This is a genomic window from Lentzea sp. NPDC102401, from assembly GCF_044765805.1.
In the GTDB taxonomy this organism is placed as follows: domain Bacteria; phylum Actinomycetota; class Actinomycetes; order Mycobacteriales; family Pseudonocardiaceae; genus Lentzea; species Lentzea sokolovensis.
Window position 1 is genome coordinate 301876 of sequence record NZ_JBIWKS010000002.1, and the last position, 17753, is coordinate 319628.

20 protein-coding genes are annotated in these 17753 nt (G+C 68.2%); 12 read left to right on the forward strand and 8 right to left on the reverse strand.

From position 1 onward, the window contains the following. Positions 1 to 44 precede the first annotated feature (44 nt). Positions 45 to 527 carry a hypothetical protein gene (locus ACIRG5_RS07350; RefSeq protein WP_319973477.1) on the forward strand — a complete coding sequence of 161 codons (483 nt, stop codon included), beginning with the start codon at positions 45 to 47 and terminating at the stop codon, positions 525 to 527. Here ACIRG5_RS07350 and ACIRG5_RS07355 read toward each other — a convergent pair. The 3 genes from ACIRG5_RS07355 to ACIRG5_RS07365 all read right to left on the reverse strand — a co-directional run bounded on the left by ACIRG5_RS07355 (position 524) and on the right by ACIRG5_RS07365 (position 2620). Beyond that, a complete protein-coding gene (locus ACIRG5_RS07355) occupies positions 524 to 904 on the reverse strand; it encodes a class I SAM-dependent methyltransferase (RefSeq protein ID WP_402901578.1) in 381 nt (126 codons plus the stop codon). The two genes, ACIRG5_RS07350 and ACIRG5_RS07355, sit on opposite strands and share 4 nt — an antisense overlap. 77 nt (positions 905 to 981) lie before the next feature. Then, positions 982 to 1389, reverse strand: coding sequence for a VOC family protein (locus ACIRG5_RS07360; protein ID WP_402901581.1), 408 nt, complete (start codon positions 1387 to 1389; stop codon positions 982 to 984). A gap of 85 nt (positions 1390 to 1474) precedes the next feature. Then, positions 1475 to 2620: an acyl-CoA dehydrogenase family protein gene (locus ACIRG5_RS07365; RefSeq protein ID WP_402901584.1), complete on the reverse strand. Its 1146-nt coding sequence runs from the start codon at positions 2618 to 2620 to the stop codon at positions 1475 to 1477. 94 nt (positions 2621 to 2714) lie between these two features. On the opposite strand from ACIRG5_RS07365, the gene ACIRG5_RS07370 reads away from it, so the two are divergent. Further along, a complete protein-coding gene (locus ACIRG5_RS07370; RefSeq protein WP_402901587.1) occupies positions 2715 to 3380 on the forward strand; it encodes a winged helix-turn-helix transcriptional regulator in 666 nt (221 codons plus the stop codon). A 108-nt stretch (positions 3381 to 3488) separates the two neighbouring features. Then, positions 3489 to 3926 (forward strand): DoxX family membrane protein, encoded by a 438-nt coding sequence (locus ACIRG5_RS07375; RefSeq protein ID WP_402901590.1) that lies wholly within the window; start codon positions 3489 to 3491, stop codon positions 3924 to 3926. A gap of 4 nt (positions 3927 to 3930) precedes the next feature. Here the strand turns inward: ACIRG5_RS07375 and ACIRG5_RS07380 are convergent, their stop codons facing one another. After that, entirely contained in the window at positions 3931 to 4308 is a 378-nt protein-coding gene (locus ACIRG5_RS07380; RefSeq protein WP_319973472.1) for a PH domain-containing protein, read from the reverse strand. A gap of 122 nt (positions 4309 to 4430) precedes the next feature. On the opposite strand from ACIRG5_RS07380, the gene ACIRG5_RS07385 reads away from it, so the two are divergent. Then, on the forward strand, positions 4431 to 4916 hold the full coding sequence (locus ACIRG5_RS07385) for an SgcJ/EcaC family oxidoreductase (RefSeq protein WP_402901594.1): 486 nt from the start codon (positions 4431 to 4433) through the stop codon (positions 4914 to 4916). On the opposite strand, the gene ACIRG5_RS07390 is transcribed toward ACIRG5_RS07385, so the two are convergent. From ACIRG5_RS07390 to ACIRG5_RS07400, 3 genes are read right to left on the reverse strand one after another with little or no spacing between them, the layout of a single operon-like run. Next, positions 4873 to 6141 (reverse strand): sensor histidine kinase, encoded by a 1269-nt coding sequence (locus tag ACIRG5_RS07390; RefSeq protein WP_402901597.1) that lies wholly within the window; start codon positions 6139 to 6141, stop codon positions 4873 to 4875. The genes ACIRG5_RS07385 and ACIRG5_RS07390 overlap by 44 nt on opposite strands. Next, complete coding sequence (locus tag ACIRG5_RS07395; protein ID WP_402901600.1) at positions 6138 to 6788, reverse strand: response regulator transcription factor; 651 nt, start codon at positions 6786 to 6788, stop codon at positions 6138 to 6140. The genes ACIRG5_RS07390 and ACIRG5_RS07395 overlap by 4 nt, the downstream gene beginning before the upstream one ends. Positions 6789 to 6797: 9 nt before the next feature. Next, the gene (locus ACIRG5_RS07400) at positions 6798 to 7307 is read right to left on the reverse strand and encodes a DUF6886 family protein (protein ID WP_402901603.1); all 510 of its coding nucleotides are present in this window, start codon (positions 7305 to 7307) and stop codon (positions 6798 to 6800) included. Positions 7308 to 7325: 18 nt separating this feature from the next. On the opposite strand from ACIRG5_RS07400, the gene ACIRG5_RS07405 reads away from it, so the two are divergent. Then, positions 7326 to 8348, forward strand: a complete 1023-nt coding sequence (locus ACIRG5_RS07405) for a hypothetical protein (RefSeq protein WP_402901606.1) — start codon at positions 7326 to 7328, stop codon at positions 8346 to 8348. On the opposite strand, the gene ACIRG5_RS07410 is transcribed toward ACIRG5_RS07405, so the two are convergent. Beyond that, positions 8341 to 8784: a MarR family winged helix-turn-helix transcriptional regulator gene (locus tag ACIRG5_RS07410; protein ID WP_402901609.1), complete on the reverse strand. Its 444-nt coding sequence runs from the start codon at positions 8782 to 8784 to the stop codon at positions 8341 to 8343. The two genes, ACIRG5_RS07405 and ACIRG5_RS07410, sit on opposite strands and share 8 nt — an antisense overlap. Before the next feature lie 63 nt (positions 8785 to 8847). Between ACIRG5_RS07410 and ACIRG5_RS07415 the strand changes: the two genes are divergently transcribed. The 7 genes from ACIRG5_RS07415 to ACIRG5_RS07445 all read left to right on the forward strand — a co-directional run bounded on the left by ACIRG5_RS07415 (position 8848) and on the right by ACIRG5_RS07445 (position 17728). Further along, positions 8848 to 9969, forward strand: coding sequence for a cytochrome P450 (locus tag ACIRG5_RS07415; protein ID WP_402901612.1), 1122 nt, complete (start codon positions 8848 to 8850; stop codon positions 9967 to 9969). 400 nt (positions 9970 to 10369) lie between these two features. Beyond that, a complete protein-coding gene (locus ACIRG5_RS07420) occupies positions 10370 to 11347 on the forward strand; it encodes an ABC transporter permease (protein WP_402901616.1) in 978 nt (325 codons plus the stop codon). A 16-nt stretch (positions 11348 to 11363) separates the two neighbouring features. Next, positions 11364 to 12344 carry an ABC transporter permease gene (locus tag ACIRG5_RS07425; RefSeq protein WP_402901619.1) on the forward strand — a complete coding sequence of 327 codons (981 nt, stop codon included), beginning with the start codon at positions 11364 to 11366 and terminating at the stop codon, positions 12342 to 12344. After that, positions 12341 to 14464, forward strand: coding sequence for a dipeptide ABC transporter ATP-binding protein (locus ACIRG5_RS07430; RefSeq protein WP_402901622.1), 2124 nt, complete (start codon positions 12341 to 12343; stop codon positions 14462 to 14464). Before ACIRG5_RS07425 ends, ACIRG5_RS07430 begins: the two co-directional genes overlap by 4 nt. An 85-nt stretch (positions 14465 to 14549) precedes the next feature. After that, positions 14550 to 16238, forward strand: coding sequence for an ABC transporter family substrate-binding protein (locus ACIRG5_RS07435; RefSeq protein WP_402901625.1), 1689 nt, complete (start codon positions 14550 to 14552; stop codon positions 16236 to 16238). Between the two features lie 161 nt (positions 16239 to 16399). Beyond that, complete coding sequence (locus tag ACIRG5_RS07440) at positions 16400 to 16765, forward strand: hypothetical protein (RefSeq protein WP_402901628.1); 366 nt, start codon at positions 16400 to 16402, stop codon at positions 16763 to 16765. 75 nt (positions 16766 to 16840) lie between these two features. Beyond that, the gene (locus ACIRG5_RS07445) at positions 16841 to 17728 is read left to right on the forward strand and encodes a hypothetical protein (RefSeq protein ID WP_402901631.1); all 888 of its coding nucleotides are present in this window, start codon (positions 16841 to 16843) and stop codon (positions 17726 to 17728) included. The last annotated feature ends 25 nt before the right edge of the window (positions 17729 to 17753 follow it).

Sequence of the window (17753 nt, forward strand, 5' to 3'; positions counted from 1 at the left end):
GCCTGAACGGGGTAACGCGGCGGCGGCAGGCCCGATGAAGGGATGTGCGCATCACCCTTCTCGCCGCCGCCGCGTTCCTGCTCGCAGCCTGCACCTCCACCCCGGAGGCCGCGCCGTCGCAGGTGCCGCCGGCCCCGACGACCGTCGAGCAGCCCGCGGGCAACGGCCCCAACTGCGCGAACGCCAACTCCTCCGTCGTGGGCAAGGCTCTCGGGCTGCGCCTGCAGGGCCAGCAGGAGACCGTCGACAAGGCGGTCACGACCTGCCGGTACGTGGGCGCGGGCATGCCGGTCGAGGTGCGGTTCACGGCGAACGCGACCGCCACCACGTTCGCCAAGGGCAAGCCCGAGAAGGCCAAGGCGCTCGAGGGCCTGTTCGACGAGGCCTACGAGGCGACTGCCGGCGGTGCCGAGACCGCGCAGCACACGGTGGCCGCGCGCAAGGGCAAGACCCAGATCGAAGTGATGTCCCCGGCGGGCGTCGAGCCGTCGAAGAAGCTGATCACCGACCTGTTCGGCCGCATCTAGACGGGGATGTCGAAGAACGAGAGCACGCGCGCGCCGGGTGCCAGCCACGGTTCCAGCAGCGCGTTCGCCCGGCCGGGATCGCGGTGGAACAGCCCGACCCGCACCGCGAACACCAGGTCGAACCGACGATCGCCGAGGTTCATGTCCTCCAGCGACGCGATGAGGAACTCCGCCTTGCCCGACGCCACGTACGACGCGTTGCGGCGGGTCGCGGCCTCGATCATCCTGGTGGAGCGGTCGATCGCGGTGAGCGTGCCGGTGGACAGCAGTTCGCACACCAGGGTGGCGGCCACGCCCTGACCGCAGCCGATCTCCAGCACCCGGTCACCGGGCCGGATCGCGAGTTGGCCGACCACACCCCGCAGACGCTCGCTCATGGTCCACATGATGCGTCAGCACGGCGGGCGGGGCTACTCCCGCAGCCCCTGCCCGAAGTGATCGAGTGCTGCGACGGTCAGCCCAGGCCGCCCAGGTTGACCATCCAGCTGACGCCGAACCTGTCGACGAGGTCGCCGTACTCGTCGCCCCACATCTGCTTCTCCAGCGGGGTACCGACCTTGCCGCCGTCGGCGAGCGCGTTGAAGTAGTCGCGCAGCACTTCCTCGTCGCCCGACAGCGACACCGTGATGCTGGAGCCCGACCTGTGCTCCATGCCGGGAGGTGTGTCGGCGGCCATGATCGTGTAACCGGCGTCGGTCTCCAGCTGCGCGTGCATGATCTGGTCGGCCTGCGGCGTGTCCTGCATGCCGAACTCGCCGAAGGTGTTCATCTTCAGTTCGCCGCCGAAGACCGACTGGTAGAACTCCATCGCCTGGCGAGCTTGACCGTCGAAGCTGATGTACGGGTTGAGGCGAGTGGCCACCGGAATCGCTCCTTCTCCGAAGATGGACACGCATCCTCGCAAACCCTTGGCACACCTACAACTTGAACTTCATCGAAGAAGAATTCTATTCAGTGACTCCCGGGTCACCCTGTGCGACTTTGCCCGTGTACATGAGTGTGGCTTCGGGTGTGAGCGGGTGGAACGTTCCGGCGCGCACGTCGCGGTAGGCGCGTTCCAGCGGCGACCGCTTGAAGAACGACCGTCCACCCAGGACCTCCATCGCGATGTCCACGACCTCGATCGCCTCCACGACGGCCTGCCGCTTGGCCAGCATCACGGTGACGGTCGACTCGGCGTTGGCCGTGTAGTCGTCGCCGAGCTCCTCGATCGAGCCCATCAGCGACCACCACGCGGTGCGCAGCTTGTAGTCCATCAACCCGATCTGCCTGGTGGCGTTCTTCGACGTCGTCCGCACGGCCACGTCCCGCGCACCCGACGCGATGCCGAAGTACGTCGCCCCGCAGACCGGTGCGAAGTGGACGACCGCGGCGAACAGGGGCGCGCCGAACTCGCCGTACGGCCGGCGGGCGGCGATCTTCTCGGCGGGGATGAACACGTCCTCCAGCACGACGTCGTGGCTGGCCGTGCCGCGCATGCCGAGCGTGTCCCACGTTTCCTCGATGCGCACGCCGTCGGCGTTCAGCGGCGCGCTGAAGTGCAGCACCTCGTCGCCGAGAACAGCGGACGTCGCCACGACGTTCGCGCGCGGCGACTGGCTGCAGAACGCCTTGCGGCCGTTCACCAGGAAACCGCCGTCCACCGGTGTCGCCGTCGTCGTGGGCCACAGCCAGTCCGAGCCGCCGCTGGTAGCGATGACCAGGCCTTCCGCTGCCACGCGCCGCAGCACGCCCTCCGCGTCCGGCGCGCCCTTGCGTCTGCGATATCCCTGCATCAGCGTCAGGTACAGGTGCATGGTGACGGCCAGCGCGGTCGCGCCGTCGTGCCGGGCGAGCTCGGCCTGGGCGTAGCAGACCTGGCGCATCGTGGCGCCGAGCCCGCCCAGTTCCTCGGGTACGGCCAACGCCAGATAGCCCTCCTCGCGCATGGCCTCGTACGCCTCGCTCACGAACGTGGCGTCGCGGTCGTGCTCGGACGCGTGGGCCGCGGCGATCGTGCCGATGCGGGCGGCCATGTCCGCGAACTTCGCGTCGTCGTCTCTGGTGACGGTGGGGAACGTGCTGGTCACCCGCGGTGTCTCAAGTGTTGTCATGCGACAAACGTAAGAACGCGCAAGCCCCGCAGGTAGTTCTGAAAGTGAACCGGACGGCGGTAACGAAACGCCGCCGGCGACGGAGACTTTCCCTGTGAGGACGTATGCGCAGTACTGCCCGATCGTCCGCGCCGTCGAGGTGCTGGGCGACCGGTGGACGTTGCTGATCGTGCGGGACATGCTCGTCGGTGCCACGCGCTTCAACGAACTCTCCCGCGGCCTGCCGGGACTCTCGCGGGCCCTGCTGTCCCGGCGGCTGCGGCAGCTCGCGAACGCCGGACTGGTGCAGCGCAACGGCGACGGCTACACGCTGACGCCGCCCGGGCTGGCGTTGCGCCCCTTGGTGTTCGGCCTCGCCGACTGGGGCGCCCGCTACGCGTTCGGCGATCCGCGCGCGGACGAGCTCGACCCCGAGGTGCTGATGTGGTGGATGCACGGCCGCGTCGACACCGGCACGCTGACCAAGCGCGCGAACATCGAGGTCCGCATCCAGGACCGCCGCCGCACGTTCTGGCTCGTCGTCGAACCCGGTGACGCCTCGATCTGCTACACCGACCCCGGCCTGGAGGTCGACGCCGTGCTGGCGTCCGACATCGCGACGCTCTACCGGATGTGGGAGGGCGAGGTCGGCCTGCTCGACGCGGTGCGCGCGGGCACGATCGAGCTGACCGGGTCGCGCTGGGTGGTGCGCGGCCTGCCGGGGTGGCTGAAGCTCAGCCCGGTCGCTGAGCACGTGCGCGCCGCCAAGGCGGACGCCTGACCAGCGGCGACAAGAATTTCGAAGATTTTCTGGGCGGTCGTGTCGATCCGGGCTGGTGCCCGTTCGACGCATCAGTGGAAGGACACGACAGCCCAGGAGGAACTCGACATGACCGCCACGATCACCAGCCCCGCCGTTGTTGTTCGCAAGTCGGCCGCCGCCCGGCACGCCACGCTCGTGACCCGCGTGCTGACCGGTCTGCTGTTCACCGTCACCGGCCTGAACGGGTTCCTGAACTTCATGCCCGCACCGGACCCCAGCACGATGGCGCCCGCCGGGGTCGCGTTCACGACCGCCTTGTACGCCACCGGTTACATGCTGCAGCTGGCCTCGGGTGTGCAGCTCGTCGCCGGTGTCCTGCTGGTGGTCGGCCGGTTCGTCCCGCTGGCGCTCGCGATCCTGGCTCCGATGGTCGTGAACATCTTCCTGATCCACGTCTTCCTGGAGCCGTCGGGTCTCGGCATCGCGATCCTGGTGGTGCTGGCCGAGATCGGTCTCGCGTGGGCGTACCGCGACAAGTTCCGCCCGATGCTTCAGGCCCGCTAGACCCCTACCGCGCCATGAACGCGGCGAGCAGCGCCTGCACCTCGTAGACGTCGACGCCCTTGCCGAACTGCTTGGAGATCGGGGCGTCGGCGCTGGAGACCCAGATCTTCAGTTCCGCGTCCATGTCGAAGTGGCCGGCCGTCTCGACCGAGAACTGCGTGATCGCCTTGTAGGGCACGGAGTGGTACTCGACCTTCTTGCCCGTCATGCCCTGCTTGTCGACCAGGATCAGCCTCCGGTCGGTGAACAGGAACGAGTCGCGCACCAGCTGGTACGCCGCGTGGATCTGTTCGCCCTGCGCCAGCAGCCGCCCGAACTCCTTCGCGGCGTCCCGCGGGTCGAGCTTCGACGCGTTCCCCATCATTCCGCTGAGAAGTCCCATACGTCCACGTTTACCAGGCTTTCCGAAACCTTGTCCCGGTACTGGGCTTCTACTGTCCGAGCGCTTCCCGTCGTAGCCCGAAAGTGGATCTCAACAGCCACTCGATCGGGGAGAACGACACAATGCGCAAGCACCTCATCGGCGCCGCCGGACTGGCGGGGGTCACCGCCCTGCTCGTCGGATGTTCCAGCGCCCCAGCGCAATCCGCCACCACGGAGGCGGCGCCGACGCCCGAGCAGATCAAGGCGTTGTTCGCCGACTGGAACACCGCCCTCGCCACGGGGGACGCCCAGAAGGTGGCCGATCGCTACGCTCCGAACGCGGTTCTGCTGCCCACGGTGTCGAACCAGGTGCGGTCCACGCGGGCCGAGATCGTCGACTACTTCGAGCACTTCCTGCTGAACAGGCCGAGCGGGGAGATCCTCGACTCGCACGTCGCCGTCCTCGACGCCGACGACGCGATCGACGCGGGCACCTACCGGTTCTCGCTCACCAAGGACGGCAGGCCGACGACCGTGGACGCCCGCTACACGTTCGTCTACGAGAAGATCGGCGGGAAGTGGCTCATCGTGAACCACCACTCGTCGGCGATGCCGGAGCAAGCCTGATCCGCACGCACAACCCGCCGCTGGACGAGGCCTCCAGCGACACCGCGCCGCCGTCGTCGGTGACGAGCTGCTTGACGATCGCGAGGCCCAGGCCCGATCCGCCCTTGCCGGTGAGGCCCTGACCGCGCCAGAACCTGTCGAACGCCCGCGCCCGGTCGGCCTCCGGCAGGCCGGGGCCGGCGTCGATGACCTCCACCAGGCCCGGCCGCGTGGTGCGGACGAGGATCGTGGCGCCGTCCGGGGACACCTCCAGCGCGTTGGACAGCACGTTGTCCAGCACCTGCTCGAGGTGTCCCGGCGTCGCGAGGACGCGGATGTCGAAGCCCTCGCTGACCAGGGAGATCGAGCGTTCGTCCGCGGCGGCGCGCCACGCGGTGAACCGTTCCGCGACGACGTCGAGCACCTGCACCGGTTCGGGGTGGGGGACGTCCGCCTCGGCGCGTGCCAGCGCCAGCAGGCCGTTGACCAGCCTCGACATCCGCACGACCTCGGCCGTCGCCATGTCGACGTCCTCGCGGACCACCGGGTCGTCGACGCCGTCGGCCACGTTGTCGAGCGAGAGCCGCAGCGCGGTCAGCGGGGTGCGGAGCTGGTGCGAGGCGTCGCCGATGAACGCCCGCTGCGAGCCGACCAGCGTGCCGATCGTCTCGGTGGCGGTGTTCAGGGTCCTGGCGAGCGTGCGGGTCTCCGGCGGTCCCGTCTCCTCGGCCCGCGCGGACAGGTCGCCGTCGCGCAGCCGGCCCGCCATCGCGTTCAGTTCGCGCAGCGGCCGGGTGACCCTGCGCGCGAGCCACAGTCCCAGGAACGCCGCCAGGATCAGCACGCCCACGGCGAGCGCGGCCCGGAAACCCCAGATCTGCCAGAGCCGTTGCGTGATCCGATCGTCCGGATAGGACAGGCGGATCGCGCCGACGACGGTGCCGTCCGGTGTCTTCGCCGGAACCGTGAGCTTCAGTCCCTCGTCGTCCCAGACCGTCGACTCCGCCTGGGGTTCGAGGACGTCGATGCGGCCGGGCGTCTGGCGTTCGTAGGCGTCGACCAAGGCGTTCAACGACCTGGTGTCGCCCGACGCGAGCAACAACGCGGCGGTGTCGGCCTCGCGGCGCGCGGTGTTCTCGGCGTCGCCGTAGATCTGAGCGTTCAGCGTGAACGCCACCGGCACCGTGAACGCGGCGATCGCCACCGCCACCAGGAGCAGGTAGCTCCAGGCGAGCTGGCGGATCACGGGAGCACCAGCCGGAATCCCACGCCCCGCACGGTCTCCAGCGAGGCCGCGTCACCGAGCTTGCGGCGCAGCACCCCGACGTGCACGTCGAGCGTCTTGGTGGGGCCGAACCAGTTCTCGTCCCACACCGCCTCCATGATCTGCTCGCGGGTGAACACCGCGCCCGGCTCCTCGGCGAGGAACGACAGCAGGTCGAACTCCTTCGGTGTCAGCTCGACCTCGTCCCCGTCGAGGTGGACCCGCCGCCCGCGCCGGTCGATGCGCACCCGCCCTTGCACCTCCGGCTCGGGTTGAGCAGGCTGCACGCGCCGAAGAACCGCACGCATCCGTGCGACGACCTCGCGCACCCCGAACGGTTTGGTGACGTAGTCGTCGGCGCCGATCTCCAGTCCGACCACCCGGTCGACCTCGTCGGACCGTGCGCTGATCACGATGATCGGCACGTCCCCGCGCGCACGCAGTTCACGGCAGACGTCGAGGCCGTCCATGTCGGGCAGCCCCAGATCGACGAGCACCAGAGCGAAGTCTCCGGCCGTCAGCGCTTCCGCACCTGTGCGCACCCACGTGACCTCGAACCCGTAGCGGGACAGACCTCGCGTGAGCGATTCCGCGATCGGCTCGTCGTCCTCCACCAGCAGCACCCGCATGGGCGCTGATCATTCCACTGAACGAGGCAGGGCGTTGCGCAGGCGGATGCCGCTGAACTCCAGCGCGCTCGCCGTGACCTCGTCCCAGAACGGCCAGAGGCTGGGCAGCACGCGCAGTTCGATCCCTGCCTCCTCGTGCAGCGCGAACAGGTCGCCGACGCGTTCGGCCGGACCCAGCGGCACCACCGGTTCGGTCGCGACGTGGGCGTGCGCACCGCCGGCGCCGTCCTCTCCGAACGGCCGGAACATGCTCGCGGGCAGCCGGTACGCGTACAGCTCGACGGTCCGCATCCGTTCCAGCCACCCGTACTCGATCGCGTGCACCCTGCTCGTGCCGTCGCTCGTCCACGCCATGGCCCGCGGGCACTGCCGGGGAAACCAGTAGTCGGGGGAGCGTGCGGCATCCACGGCCCACACGTACTCGCCGGGCTGCCGCGCGGTCGCCGCCAGATGCGGGACGAACCGGGTGATCGAAGGATCTTCGGAGAAGTGCAACACCTGACCGTGTGCGGGCCGCATGTGGTCATACTGGCCCGCATGCGGAGGTTGACGCTCGTGGTTTTGCTGGTCCTCGCCGGCTGCTCTTCAGGCGGTGCGGACAACGCGGTCGGCTTCACCGCCGTCGACCTCACGGCCCCGCCCGAAGCGTTGGCGACGCACGGCGACATGCTGGTCATCGGTACCCGCCCGGCCGACCACCCCGAGCTGGTCACGCGGACGAAAGACGGCGCGCTGAACAACTCCAGGCTGACCCCGGCGACCCCGTACGGCAAGGAAGCGCACTGGTACGGCATCACGTCCGACGGCACCACGATCACCGGTGTCGGCGGGGAACGAGGTGGCGCGCACGGCAACGTCCGCTGGAGCGCCTGGACCGGCGACACCCGTGCCATCGACGAGAAACCGCAGGCCTTCAGCACGTTCGGCGGCTACGGCGCGGGCGAGCTGATCGGCCCGGTGCGCACCGCGAAGGGCCCGTTGATCATCGGCACCTGGCAGAGCGCCAAGGCGGGCCTCGACCTCGCGGCCTGGACGTTCGCGGACGACACCTGGACCCGCCAGCCGTCCGAAGGCACCGCGCTGGAGAGCTCGCAGGAGCTCCTGCGGTTCCCGCTGGCCGTCACCCCGGACGGCGACGGCGCCATCGTCGTCGGCTGGCAGATCGCGAAGGGTGTGGTGAGCGCGGCGATCTGGCGGTTCGACGGCACCACCTGGACCACCGCGACCCTCCCGGACGGCGACGCCGCGCTGGCCGCTCGCTGCTGGAACGGCACCTGCCACGTCGTGGGCCGCAGCAAGGGCAAGCTCGCCTGGTGGTCGGGCCCGGACTGGAAGAGGCTGACGACCCCGGACGTCCCGGTGGGCGACGACGACACCCTGGCGGCCCCGGTCGACGTCAACGGCACGCCGACGCTGCTGGTGGACCACGGCGGGGTGAAGCTGGTGTCCGAAAAGGACGAACGCCCCGCGGCGGGCCCGTCCGGCAAGGTCGTGGCGGCGGAGAAGGTCGGCGACCAGGTGTTCGTGATCGCGGGCGGCCGCTTGTGGCGCCTCACCTAGAAAGCAAGGCCCGCAACGTCTCCAGCCCGTCCAGCACGGCCTTGCGCTCCGCGGGGGAGGCCGCGTCCAGAGCTCGGGCGAGCCGTCCGTACGGGCCTTCGGAGATCTCCCGCGTGTAACCCCGCACAGGCTCGGTCACCTCGATCCGCGTGTACCGGCGATCGTGCGGATCGGGTTCCCGGGTCAGGAGCCCGCGCGCCTGCAGCCGATCGACGATCCCGGACGTCGTGGAGTGCGACAGGCTCAGCCGCCGCGCCAGTTCGGTGACCGTCGCCGAGCCCTCCACCACCAGCGACCTGATCAGCTCGACCTGGGGCGCGGTCAGCCCTTTGCGGGCCTGGTCTCCCGACGGGTCGACGGCCGTCGTCAGTAGCTCCTGCCGCAACGCGCGCAGGTGCGCCATCACCGACTCCGCGTCCTCGAAAACCTCAGCCACAGAACGCAGTCTAGAGGTACGTTGCACACGACGCGTCGCATACGACGGATCAAAGGGGCAAAGATGGCGATCACACGCGTACCCACGCCTGCCGGTGACGAGGCCTGGCTGATCACCGGTTACGACCAGGTCAAAGCCCTGCTCGCGGACCGCAGGCTCGGCCGCGGCCACGCCGACCCGGACAACGCGCCGAGGTTCAGCACCTCCGCGATCCTCGGCAGGCCCCAGAAAGCCACCGCGCAGGAGGAGAACGAGCGGCACGCGTGGATGCGCGGAATGCTCGCGCCGGAGTTCTCCGCGAAGCGCGTGGAGACGATGCGCCCACGCGTGCGTCATCTGCTGCACGACCTGCTCGACGACCTGGTGGAACAGGACCAGCCGGCCGATTTCCACGAGGCGGTGTCGTTCTCCCTGCCGGTGCTGGTGATCTGTGAACTGCTGGGTGTCCCCGTGGAGGACCGGGAAGAGTTCCGCCACTGGTCGGAGGCCATGAGCACGCTCAACGACGAGCAGAAGTCGCTGCAGGGCTATGCGAGGCTCTGGAAGTACATGAGCGAACTCGTCGCGCTGAAGAAGGCAAATCCGGGCGACGACGTCATAACCCGCATGATCGAGCAGAATCCGGACGCCCGTGAACAGGAAATAGCCCAGCTCAGCGCCGGTCTGCTGTTCGCGGGTCACGAGACGACGGTCTCCGCGATCGACCGCGCGGTGATGCTGCTCAGCCTCCACCCCGGTCATTGGGACGTGCTCAAACGAAATCCGGAGAGCATCCCGGGCACCGTCGAGGAGGTCCTGCGTCACCGCTCACCCGTGTCGACGCGTTCGGAAGACTCCGGGCTGCCCCGGTACGCGATGGAGGACATCGAGGTCGAGGGCACGACCATCCCCGCGGGCGACCTGGTGCTGCTCGGCATCGACCAGGCCCACCGCGACGAGCACCGGTTCCCCGACCCGGCGGCCTTCGTCCAGCGCGTGCCCAACCCGCACCTCGCGTTCGGGCACGGCTTCCGGTTCTGCGTCGGCGCCCCGCTCGCCAGGGTCGAACTGACCGAGACCCTCGAAGCCCTTGTGACGCGCTTCACGACGTTCGGCCTAGCCGGAGACCTCTCCGCACTGAGCAGGAGGACGGAACAGCTGGTGGGCGGGGTGGTCCAGCTCCCGGTCCGCTGGACGGAGGCCTGACCTGCTCCTTATCGATGCAGTAACCGTGCAGTCACAAGAGGCTCCACAGCGTGATGCCCGGTTTCTGATCACATTGCGCTGCTTGTCCCACATCTTCTGGTCAATGCATTCACCCGGATGCGTCACATCCATCCGTGGTGAGACAGAACTTCACGGTGAATACGGCGATCCGGCCGCACAATGGTCACGCTTCGGCACACAATTGGCGAGAGTCAACTGTTGATGTGGCAGTTCGGCCGACCTTTCCTCCACGCATGGGTGACTATGGCCCGGTCAGTGGGCCCCCGCGTATTGGTGGGGTGGGCAGCGGTCCGCCAGATCGGCGGTTAATCTCTTGCAACTCGTCCACTGCAATCCAGTGTGCCGATGTCGCAACCACCGGGGAGAGGACTGAACACGGGTGGCCGGATTTCTGTTGCGGCGGTTGGTCAACTACGTGGTGCTCGCCCTAGTGGCGACGTTCCTCGCGTTCACGTTGGCCTCCGCCACCTTTGACCCGATCGGGGTGCTGCAACAGCGCAACCCACCGCCACCGGCGGCGACGATCGAGGCGAAGAAACGAGACCTGCACCTCGACCAGCCGATTCCGCAGCGGTTCGTCACGTGGATGGGCGGGGTGGTGCAGGGCGACTTCGGCCGCACGATCACCGACCGCCCGATCACCGACGAGCTCGGCAGGCGCATCGGCGTGAGTTTGAGGCTGTTCCTGCTGGGCATCACCATCGGCATCCTGTTCGGCGTGCTGCTCGGTGTGGTGAGCGCGATCCGGCAGTACAAGTTCAGCGACTACTTCGCGACCCTGTTCAGCTTCATACTGCTGTCCACGCCGGTGTTCGTGCTGGGCACGCTGCTCAAGATGGGCGCACAGGGGATCAACGACTCGATCGGCTCGAACGTGCTGATCTTCGTCGGTGAGACGACGCCCGGGTTCCAGGGCAACTGGTTCGAGCACCTCGGCGACCGGCTGCAGCACCTGGTCGTGCCGACGCTCGCGATCGCGCTCGGTCAGATCGCCTACTACAGCCGCTACCAGCGTTCGTCGATGCTCGACGTGCTCGGCAGCGACTTCCTGCGCACCGCCCAGGCCAAGGGACTGACTCGCCGCAAGGCGCTGTTCAAGCACGGCCTGCGCACCGCGCTGATCCCGATGGCGACCCTGTTCGCGTTCGGTTTCGGCCTGCTCGTCGTCGGTGGCACGTTCACCGAGCGGATCTTCGGCTGGTTCGGCATGGGTGACTGGCTCATCACCGGCATCTCGGCGCAGGACACGAACATCACCGCCACGGTGACGCTCTTCGTCGCGGTGTGCGTGCTGTTCTCCGGCTGGCTCGCCGACGTGCTGTACGCCGCGCTCGACCCCCGAATCCGTGTGAACTAGGCAAGGTGACGACGACGTGACCGTGATCCTCAACGAGGGCGACTCCGCGGGAACCGCCGGCGCCGCCTCCGGCAGCCCCGCCGACGCGGCGCCCGAACCGGGCAGGGCGATGACGCGTGGGCGTCTGGTGTTCATCCGGTTCCTGCGCAACAAGCTGGCGCTGGTCGGCCTCGGCCTGATCGTCGCGATGTACCTGATGGCGTTCCTCGGCCCGCTGTTCTCGCAGTGGACCTATGACCAGCAGGACTACGAGGCGTTCCTCCAGCCGCCCTACGCCGACCACATCTTCGGCACCGACAAGATCGGTACCGACCTGTTCGCGCTGACCATGCGCGGACTGCAGAAGTCGCTGCTCATCGGTCTGCTGGTGGCGCTGATCTCGACGACGGTGGCCGCTGTCGTCGGTGCGACCGCCGGGTACTTCCTCGGCCTCGCCGACAAGACGCTCATGTGGGTCGTCGACCTGCTGCTCGTCCTGCCGTCGTTTCTGATCATCGCGATCCTGAGCCCGTGGTTCCGGGGCAAGTCGTGGTGGCTGCTGGTGATCATGCTGGCGGCGTTCCAGTGGATGATCACCGCGCGCATCGTGCGCGGCATGACGCTGACGCTGAAGGAACGCGAGTTCGTGAAGGCGGCCAAGTTCATGGGCCAGCCCTCGGGCACGATCATCCGCAAGCACATCGTCCCGAACATGGCGTCGCTGCTCATCATCGACGCGACCATCAACGTCGGTTCCGCCGTGCTCGCCGAGACGGGCCTGAGCTTCTTCGGGTTCGGCGTGCAGTCGCCCGACGTGTCGCTCGGCACCCTGATCGGCCTGTACGCCGAGTCCGCGACGACCTTCCCGTGGCTCTTCCTGTTCCCGGCGAGCTTCCTCGTCGTGTTCGTGCTGGCGGTGAACTGGGTCGGCGACGGTCTCAGGGACGCGCTCGACCCCACCTCCACGCGCGTGCGCCGCAAGGAGAAGAAGGACATCAAGGAGAAGGCCGCGTCATGACCAGTTCGGAGATCCTGTTCGACGCGCCGGCCGACCCGCTGGCCTCGGGACCGGTTCTGCAGGTCGAGGACCTTCACGTGTCCTTCCCGAGCGAGGCCGGCCGCGTGCAGGCCGTGCGCGGCCTGAGCTACCACGTCTCGCCGGGCGAGGTGCTCGGCATCGTGGGCGAGTCCGGCTCCGGCAAGTCCGTGTCCTCGCTCGCGGTCATGGGCCTGCTGCCGCCCTCGGCGCGCATCACCGGTTCGATCAAGTTCCAGGGCCGTGAGCTCATCGGCCAGAGCGACACCGAGCTGTCGAGGATCCGCGGCCGCCGCATCTCGATGGTGTTCCAGGACCCGCTGTCCGCGCTGACGCCCGTCTACACCGTCGGCGACCAGATCGCCGAGGCGATCCTGGTGCACCGCAAGGTGTCCAAGGCCGCCGCGGCCAAGCGCGCGGTCGAGCTGCTCGACCTCGTCGGCATCCCGAACGCCGTCGAGCGCGCCAAGGCGTTCCCGCACGAGTTCTCCGGCGGCATGAGGCAGCGCGCGGTGATCGCGATGGCGATCGCCAACGACCCCGACCTGATCATCGCCGACGAGCCGACCACCGCGCTCGACGTGACGGTGCAGGCGCAGGTGCTGCAGCTGCTCGAGACCGCGCAGGAGGTCACCGGCGCGGGCATCGTGATCATCACCCACGACCTCGGCGTCGTCGCCGGGTTCGCGGACCGGCTGATGGTCATGTACGCGGGCCGTGCCGTCGAAAAGGGCAAGGTCGACGACATCTACCAGCAGCCGCGCATGCCGTACACGCTCGGCCTGCTCGGCTCGATCCCGCGTCTCGACGTCAGCGAGAAGCAGGCGCTGGTGCCGATCAAGGGCCAGCCGCCGTCGCTCACGGACCTGCCGGACGGCTGTCCGTTCGCGCCGCGCTGCCCGATGGTCGTCGACGCCTGCCACACCGCCGAGCCGCCGCTGGTGGACGTCGACGGTTCGGCCGAGCACCAGGCCGCCTGCATCCGCACCAACGAGATCGCCGAGACCGACGCCGAGGGCGCCGAGGCGGCGGTCGAGATCTTCGGTGCCGAGGTGGCCGACGCGCCCGAGGTCGCGAAGATCCCGCGTGAGCAGCGCGAGATCGTGCTGGAGCTCGACCAGCTCGTGAAGGAGTACCCGGTCAACAAGGGCGTGGTGTTCAAGCGCCGCGTCGGCACCGTGCACGCGGTCGCGGGCATCTCGTTCGACGTCCGCGAGGGCGAGACCCTGGGCCTCGTGGGCGAGTCGGGCTGCGGCAAGACCACGACGCTGATGGAGATCCTCGGCCTGCAGAAGCCCATGGGCGGCGGGATCTCCGTGCTGGGCACGAACGTGTCCGATGTGGACAACAAGCGCCGCTTCGAGATCCGCCGCGACATGTCGGTGGTCTTCCAGGACCCGATGGCGTCGCTCGACCCGCGCCTGACGATCTTCGACTGCATCGCGGAGCCGATGCAGGTCCACGGCTACGCCAAGGACGTGATCGGCCGGCGCGTGCCGGAGCTCATGCGGCTCGTCGGCCTGCGCCCCGAGCAGCTCTCGCGCTATCCCGGCGAGTTCTCCGGCGGTCAGCGGCAGCGCATCGGCATCGCGCGGGCGCTCGCGCTCGAACCGAAGCTCGTCGTCCTCGACGAGCCGGTGTCGGCGCTCGACGTCTCCATCCAGGCGGGTGTCATCAACCTGCTGGAGGAGCTGAAGGCCAAACTGGGCCTGGCCTACCTGTTCGTGGCACACGACCTCTCGGTGGTGCGCCACATCGCGGACCGGGTGGCCGTCATGTACCTCGGGAAGATCATCGAGATCGGCGAGGTGGACGCGGTGTTCGAAGCCCCGCGCCACCCGTACACGCAGGCACTGCTGTCCGCGATCCCGATCCCGGACCCCGTGAAGGAGCGTCAGCGGGAGAGGATCCTCCTCACCGGCGACCTGCCGAGCCCGGCGAACCCGCCGTCCGGCTGCCGGTTCCGCACGCGCTGCTTCCTGCACGCCTCGTTGCCTCCCGAGAAGCAGCGCAAGTGCATCGAGGTCGAACCACCGCGCGAAGTCCAGGCCCCCGATCACGAGGCCGCCTGCCACTTCGCCCAGATCCGTCAGGTCCTCTGATGCATCCGTCGCCTCAGCAGACCTGCGAGCAAGAGGAACAGTGTCCCCGGCAACTGGTGTCCGGGCACGAGGGAGGTTCACGACAGTGAGTCGACGTACCAAGGTGGGAGTGATCGCCATTGCCGCGGTCGCGCTCACGCTTACCGCGTGTGGGGGGCCGAGCAAGACCGACTCCGGGCTCAAGGGCGCGGACAACGCGGTCGGCCAGGCGGACATCAACCCGCAGGACGCGTCCAAGGTCAAGGACGGCGGGGAGTTCCGCTGGCCGGTCGACCAGTTGCCGGACAACTGGAACTACTACCAGGTCGACGGCACGAACGCCGACGGCAGCCGCATGATCAACACGATGATGCCGCAGCTGTTCAAGCAGAACGCGGACTCGACCATCGAGGTCAACAAGGACTACCTCGAGGAAGCGAAGCTCGCGTCGAGCGACCCGCAGGTCCTCGAGTTCAAGCTCAACCCGAAGGCCAAGTGGTCGGACGGCACCGCGCTGTCGTGGCAGGACTTCGAGGGCATGTGGAAGTCCCTCAACGGCACCGACAAGTCCTTCGACGTCGCCGGCACCACCGGTTACGAGGACGTCGAGAAGGTCGAGAAGGGTGCGACCGACCAGGACGTCAAGGTGACGTTCAAGAAGAAGTTCGCCGAGTGGAAGGGCATGTTCTCGCCCCTCTACCCGAAGTCGGTGTCGGCGTCCGCCGAGGAGTTCAACAAGGGCTGGGCCGACAGCCCGAAGATCACCGCCGGTCCGTTCAAGGTCGGCACGATCGACCGCACCGCCAAGATCGTGACCGTCGTCCAGGACCCGGCCTGGTGGGGTGACAAGCCGAAGCTGGAGAAGATCACGTTCCGCCAGGTCGACCGCACCGCGCTCGCGGACGCGCTCGCCAACGGCCAGATCGACTTCTTCGACATCGGCGCGAGCGTCGAGAACTTCCAGCGGGCGAAGTCCATCCAGGGCGTCACCGTCCGTCAGGCGGTCTCGCCCGACTACTCGCACATCACCTTCAACGGCGCGGACTCCTCGATCCTCAAGGACCCGAAGCTGCGCCTCGCGCTGATGCGCGGCATCGACACCAAGTCGATCACGCGTGCGATTCTCGGCCCGATGGTGAAGGGTGAGCCGCAGGTCACCGGTAACCACTTCTTCCTGCTCGGCACCAAGGAGTACAAGGACAACTCCTCGGTCGCGTCCTACGACAAGGAAGCCGCGAAGAAGGCGCTCGACGACCTGGGCTGGAAGCTCGAGGGCGAGACCCGCAAGAAGGACGGCAAGGAGCTCGTCGTCCGCCTGGTCATCCCGACGCCCAACCCCATCTCGGACAGCCTCGCGAAGCTCGTCCAGTCGCAGATGAAGGACATCGGCGGCAAGGTCGACATCGTGGCCGTCCCGTCCGCCGAGTTCTTCAAGCAGTACGTCAACGTCGGCAACTTCGACCTGACGTTCTTCCGCTGGCTGGCCTCTGCCACGCCGATCTCGGACAGCAAGGGCATCTACTCGCTCGACCCGGCCAGCACCAACCAGAACTACGGCCGCATCGGCTCCGAGGAGATCAACAAGCTGCTCTCCGACGCCAACTCCGAGCTGGACGACGCCAAGCGCGCCGCTCTCGCCAACGAGGCCGACGTGAAGATCTGGGAGCTGGGCCACCAGCTGCCGGTCTACCAGCTGCCCGGCGCGGTCGCGGTGAAGAGCAACGTGGCGAACTTCGGTGCCGTCGCGTTCGCGAACCGTCCGTACGACTACATCCACATGGGCTTCACCGCGTGATGTAGTTCGCTGACAGTTGCACAACGGCCCAGCAGGCTCAACGCCTGCTGGGCCGTTCGCTGTTCAAGTGCGTGTGACCGGTGCGCCGAACGGCTGTACGTTCACTGTGTGCCAGAGGAAAGGCACGCAGAGTTCAACTGGTTGCTGGGGGTAACTTTCACATGTCCAAGACGCGCACTGTGCTCGGCGGACTGGCGTTCGCCGCGGCGTTCGCCGGCGTGGTCACGGCCGCACCTGCGTCCGCTGCTCCGATTCCGGGCTGTGCCACCTCGGTCTGCATCGGCCTCGACTGGCGGGACGGCAACTTCTACCAGGTCACCGGGTACCACGACGTGGCACTCAACCCCGAGATCTACGGGCACATCCATCTGACCGGGCCGGGCGGGCTCGACCTGAACACCAACGACAAGGTGCGCCCGATCATCACCGGTAGTGGTGTCGGACCGGGTCGTGCGTGTGCCGAACTGTGGAAGGCCCTGGGTGGCGGCCAGTACAGCCTGGTGAACACCGCCTGCATCGACATCTGATCCTGAGGTGAGAGCCGTGCCCGCGCAGATGGCGCGGGCACGGCCTTTTCGTCTCGTGGTTACGATGACCGGGCGATGACCTCCCAGACCTCCCAGCCTGTTCGCGCTCTGCGTCACGGGTTCGCCGTGACCGCTCTCGTGCTCCTCGTGTCCCTCGTGGTCGCCCTGCTCTCGTGGCTGTCCTATTCGGATGGTCGCGCTCTCCTGTCCTCCCTGACCGCACGCGAGGTCGGCTCGGTGGTCTCGTTCGCCGACGACGAGGTCGAGGTGCGCTGGCCGTCCGGCACCGCCCGAATCGCCTACGAGGACGGCGATCGGATCGTCGGCAAGCAGACGCAGGTGGCGTTCGACCCGGCGAACCCTTCGCGCGCCGTGATTCCCGGCGCGGACCTGCTGGTGGAGACCGACCGGGCACTTGGTGGCGTGACGTTCGCCGTCGCGGTGGTGCTGCTGGTGCTCGTCGCCGGCGCGGTTAGGGTTCTGCTCGCGGTACGGGCAGTGCGCGCGCCGCCCGTCATCGTGTCCGTGCGGCGCATCCGGCTGCAGTCGGGCCTCATGGTGCGGTCGTGGCTGGAGATCGAGGGCCCGGCGGAGCGCTGGCTACCCGTCTACTACGACCCGGTGCTCGTGACGCTGCCGTCGCCGGCGTCGGTCGAGCTGCGCGGCGGGCGGGTCGCCGTCATCGACGGCGTGACCGTCTACCCGTCCGGCCGCCCGGTGACGAAGCATCCGCGTGGCCGTCGTCTCGACAACCCCGCGCAGCCCGATTCGGAGACGCGCGCGCCGCGCGGACTGCTCACCCAGCTGCGCGTCGACTCCGTGTTCATCGTGCCCGCGCCGTTCGCCGGCCTGTTCTGGGCCTACGTCGACAACAGCGGCTTCACCGGCTGGATCACGGCCACGGTGATCGCCGCCGCACTCGGCCTGTGGTGGGCGGCTTTGCGAGGTTCCGACCCGTCGTAATGCTTCGTGCTCGGTGAGCGACCTC

Bases quoted from the DNA above. Each gene is read 5' to 3' on its own strand.
- ACIRG5_RS07355 (WP_402901578.1), bottom strand. From the start codon at position 904: ATGAGCGAGCGTCTGCGGGGTGTGGTCGGCCAACTCGCGATCCGGCCC.
- ACIRG5_RS07365 (WP_402901584.1), bottom strand. From the start codon at position 2,620: ATGACAACACTTGAGACACCGCGGGTGACCAGCACGTTCCCCACCGTC.
- ACIRG5_RS07375 (WP_402901590.1), top strand. From the start codon at position 3,489: ATGACCGCCACGATCACCAGCCCCGCCGTTGTTGTTCGCAAGTCGGCC.
- ACIRG5_RS07380 (WP_319973472.1), bottom strand. From the start codon at position 4,308: ATGGGACTTCTCAGCGGAATGATGGGGAACGCGTCGAAGCTCGACCCG.
- ACIRG5_RS07385 (WP_402901594.1), top strand. From the start codon at position 4,431: ATGCGCAAGCACCTCATCGGCGCCGCCGGACTGGCGGGGGTCACCGCC.
- ACIRG5_RS07395 (WP_402901600.1), bottom strand. From the start codon at position 6,788: ATGCGGGTGCTGCTGGTGGAGGACGACGAGCCGATCGCGGAATCGCTC.
- ACIRG5_RS07400 (WP_402901603.1), bottom strand. From the start codon at position 7,307: ATGCGGCCCGCACACGGTCAGGTGTTGCACTTCTCCGAAGATCCTTCG.
- ACIRG5_RS07405 (WP_402901606.1), top strand. From the start codon at position 7,326: ATGCGGAGGTTGACGCTCGTGGTTTTGCTGGTCCTCGCCGGCTGCTCT.
- ACIRG5_RS07415 (WP_402901612.1), top strand. From the start codon at position 8,848: ATGGCGATCACACGCGTACCCACGCCTGCCGGTGACGAGGCCTGGCTG.
- ACIRG5_RS07430 (WP_402901622.1), top strand. From the start codon at position 12,341: ATGACCAGTTCGGAGATCCTGTTCGACGCGCCGGCCGACCCGCTGGCC.
- ACIRG5_RS07440 (WP_402901628.1), top strand. From the start codon at position 16,400: ATGTCCAAGACGCGCACTGTGCTCGGCGGACTGGCGTTCGCCGCGGCG.
- ACIRG5_RS07445 (WP_402901631.1), top strand. From the start codon at position 16,841: ATGACCTCCCAGACCTCCCAGCCTGTTCGCGCTCTGCGTCACGGGTTC.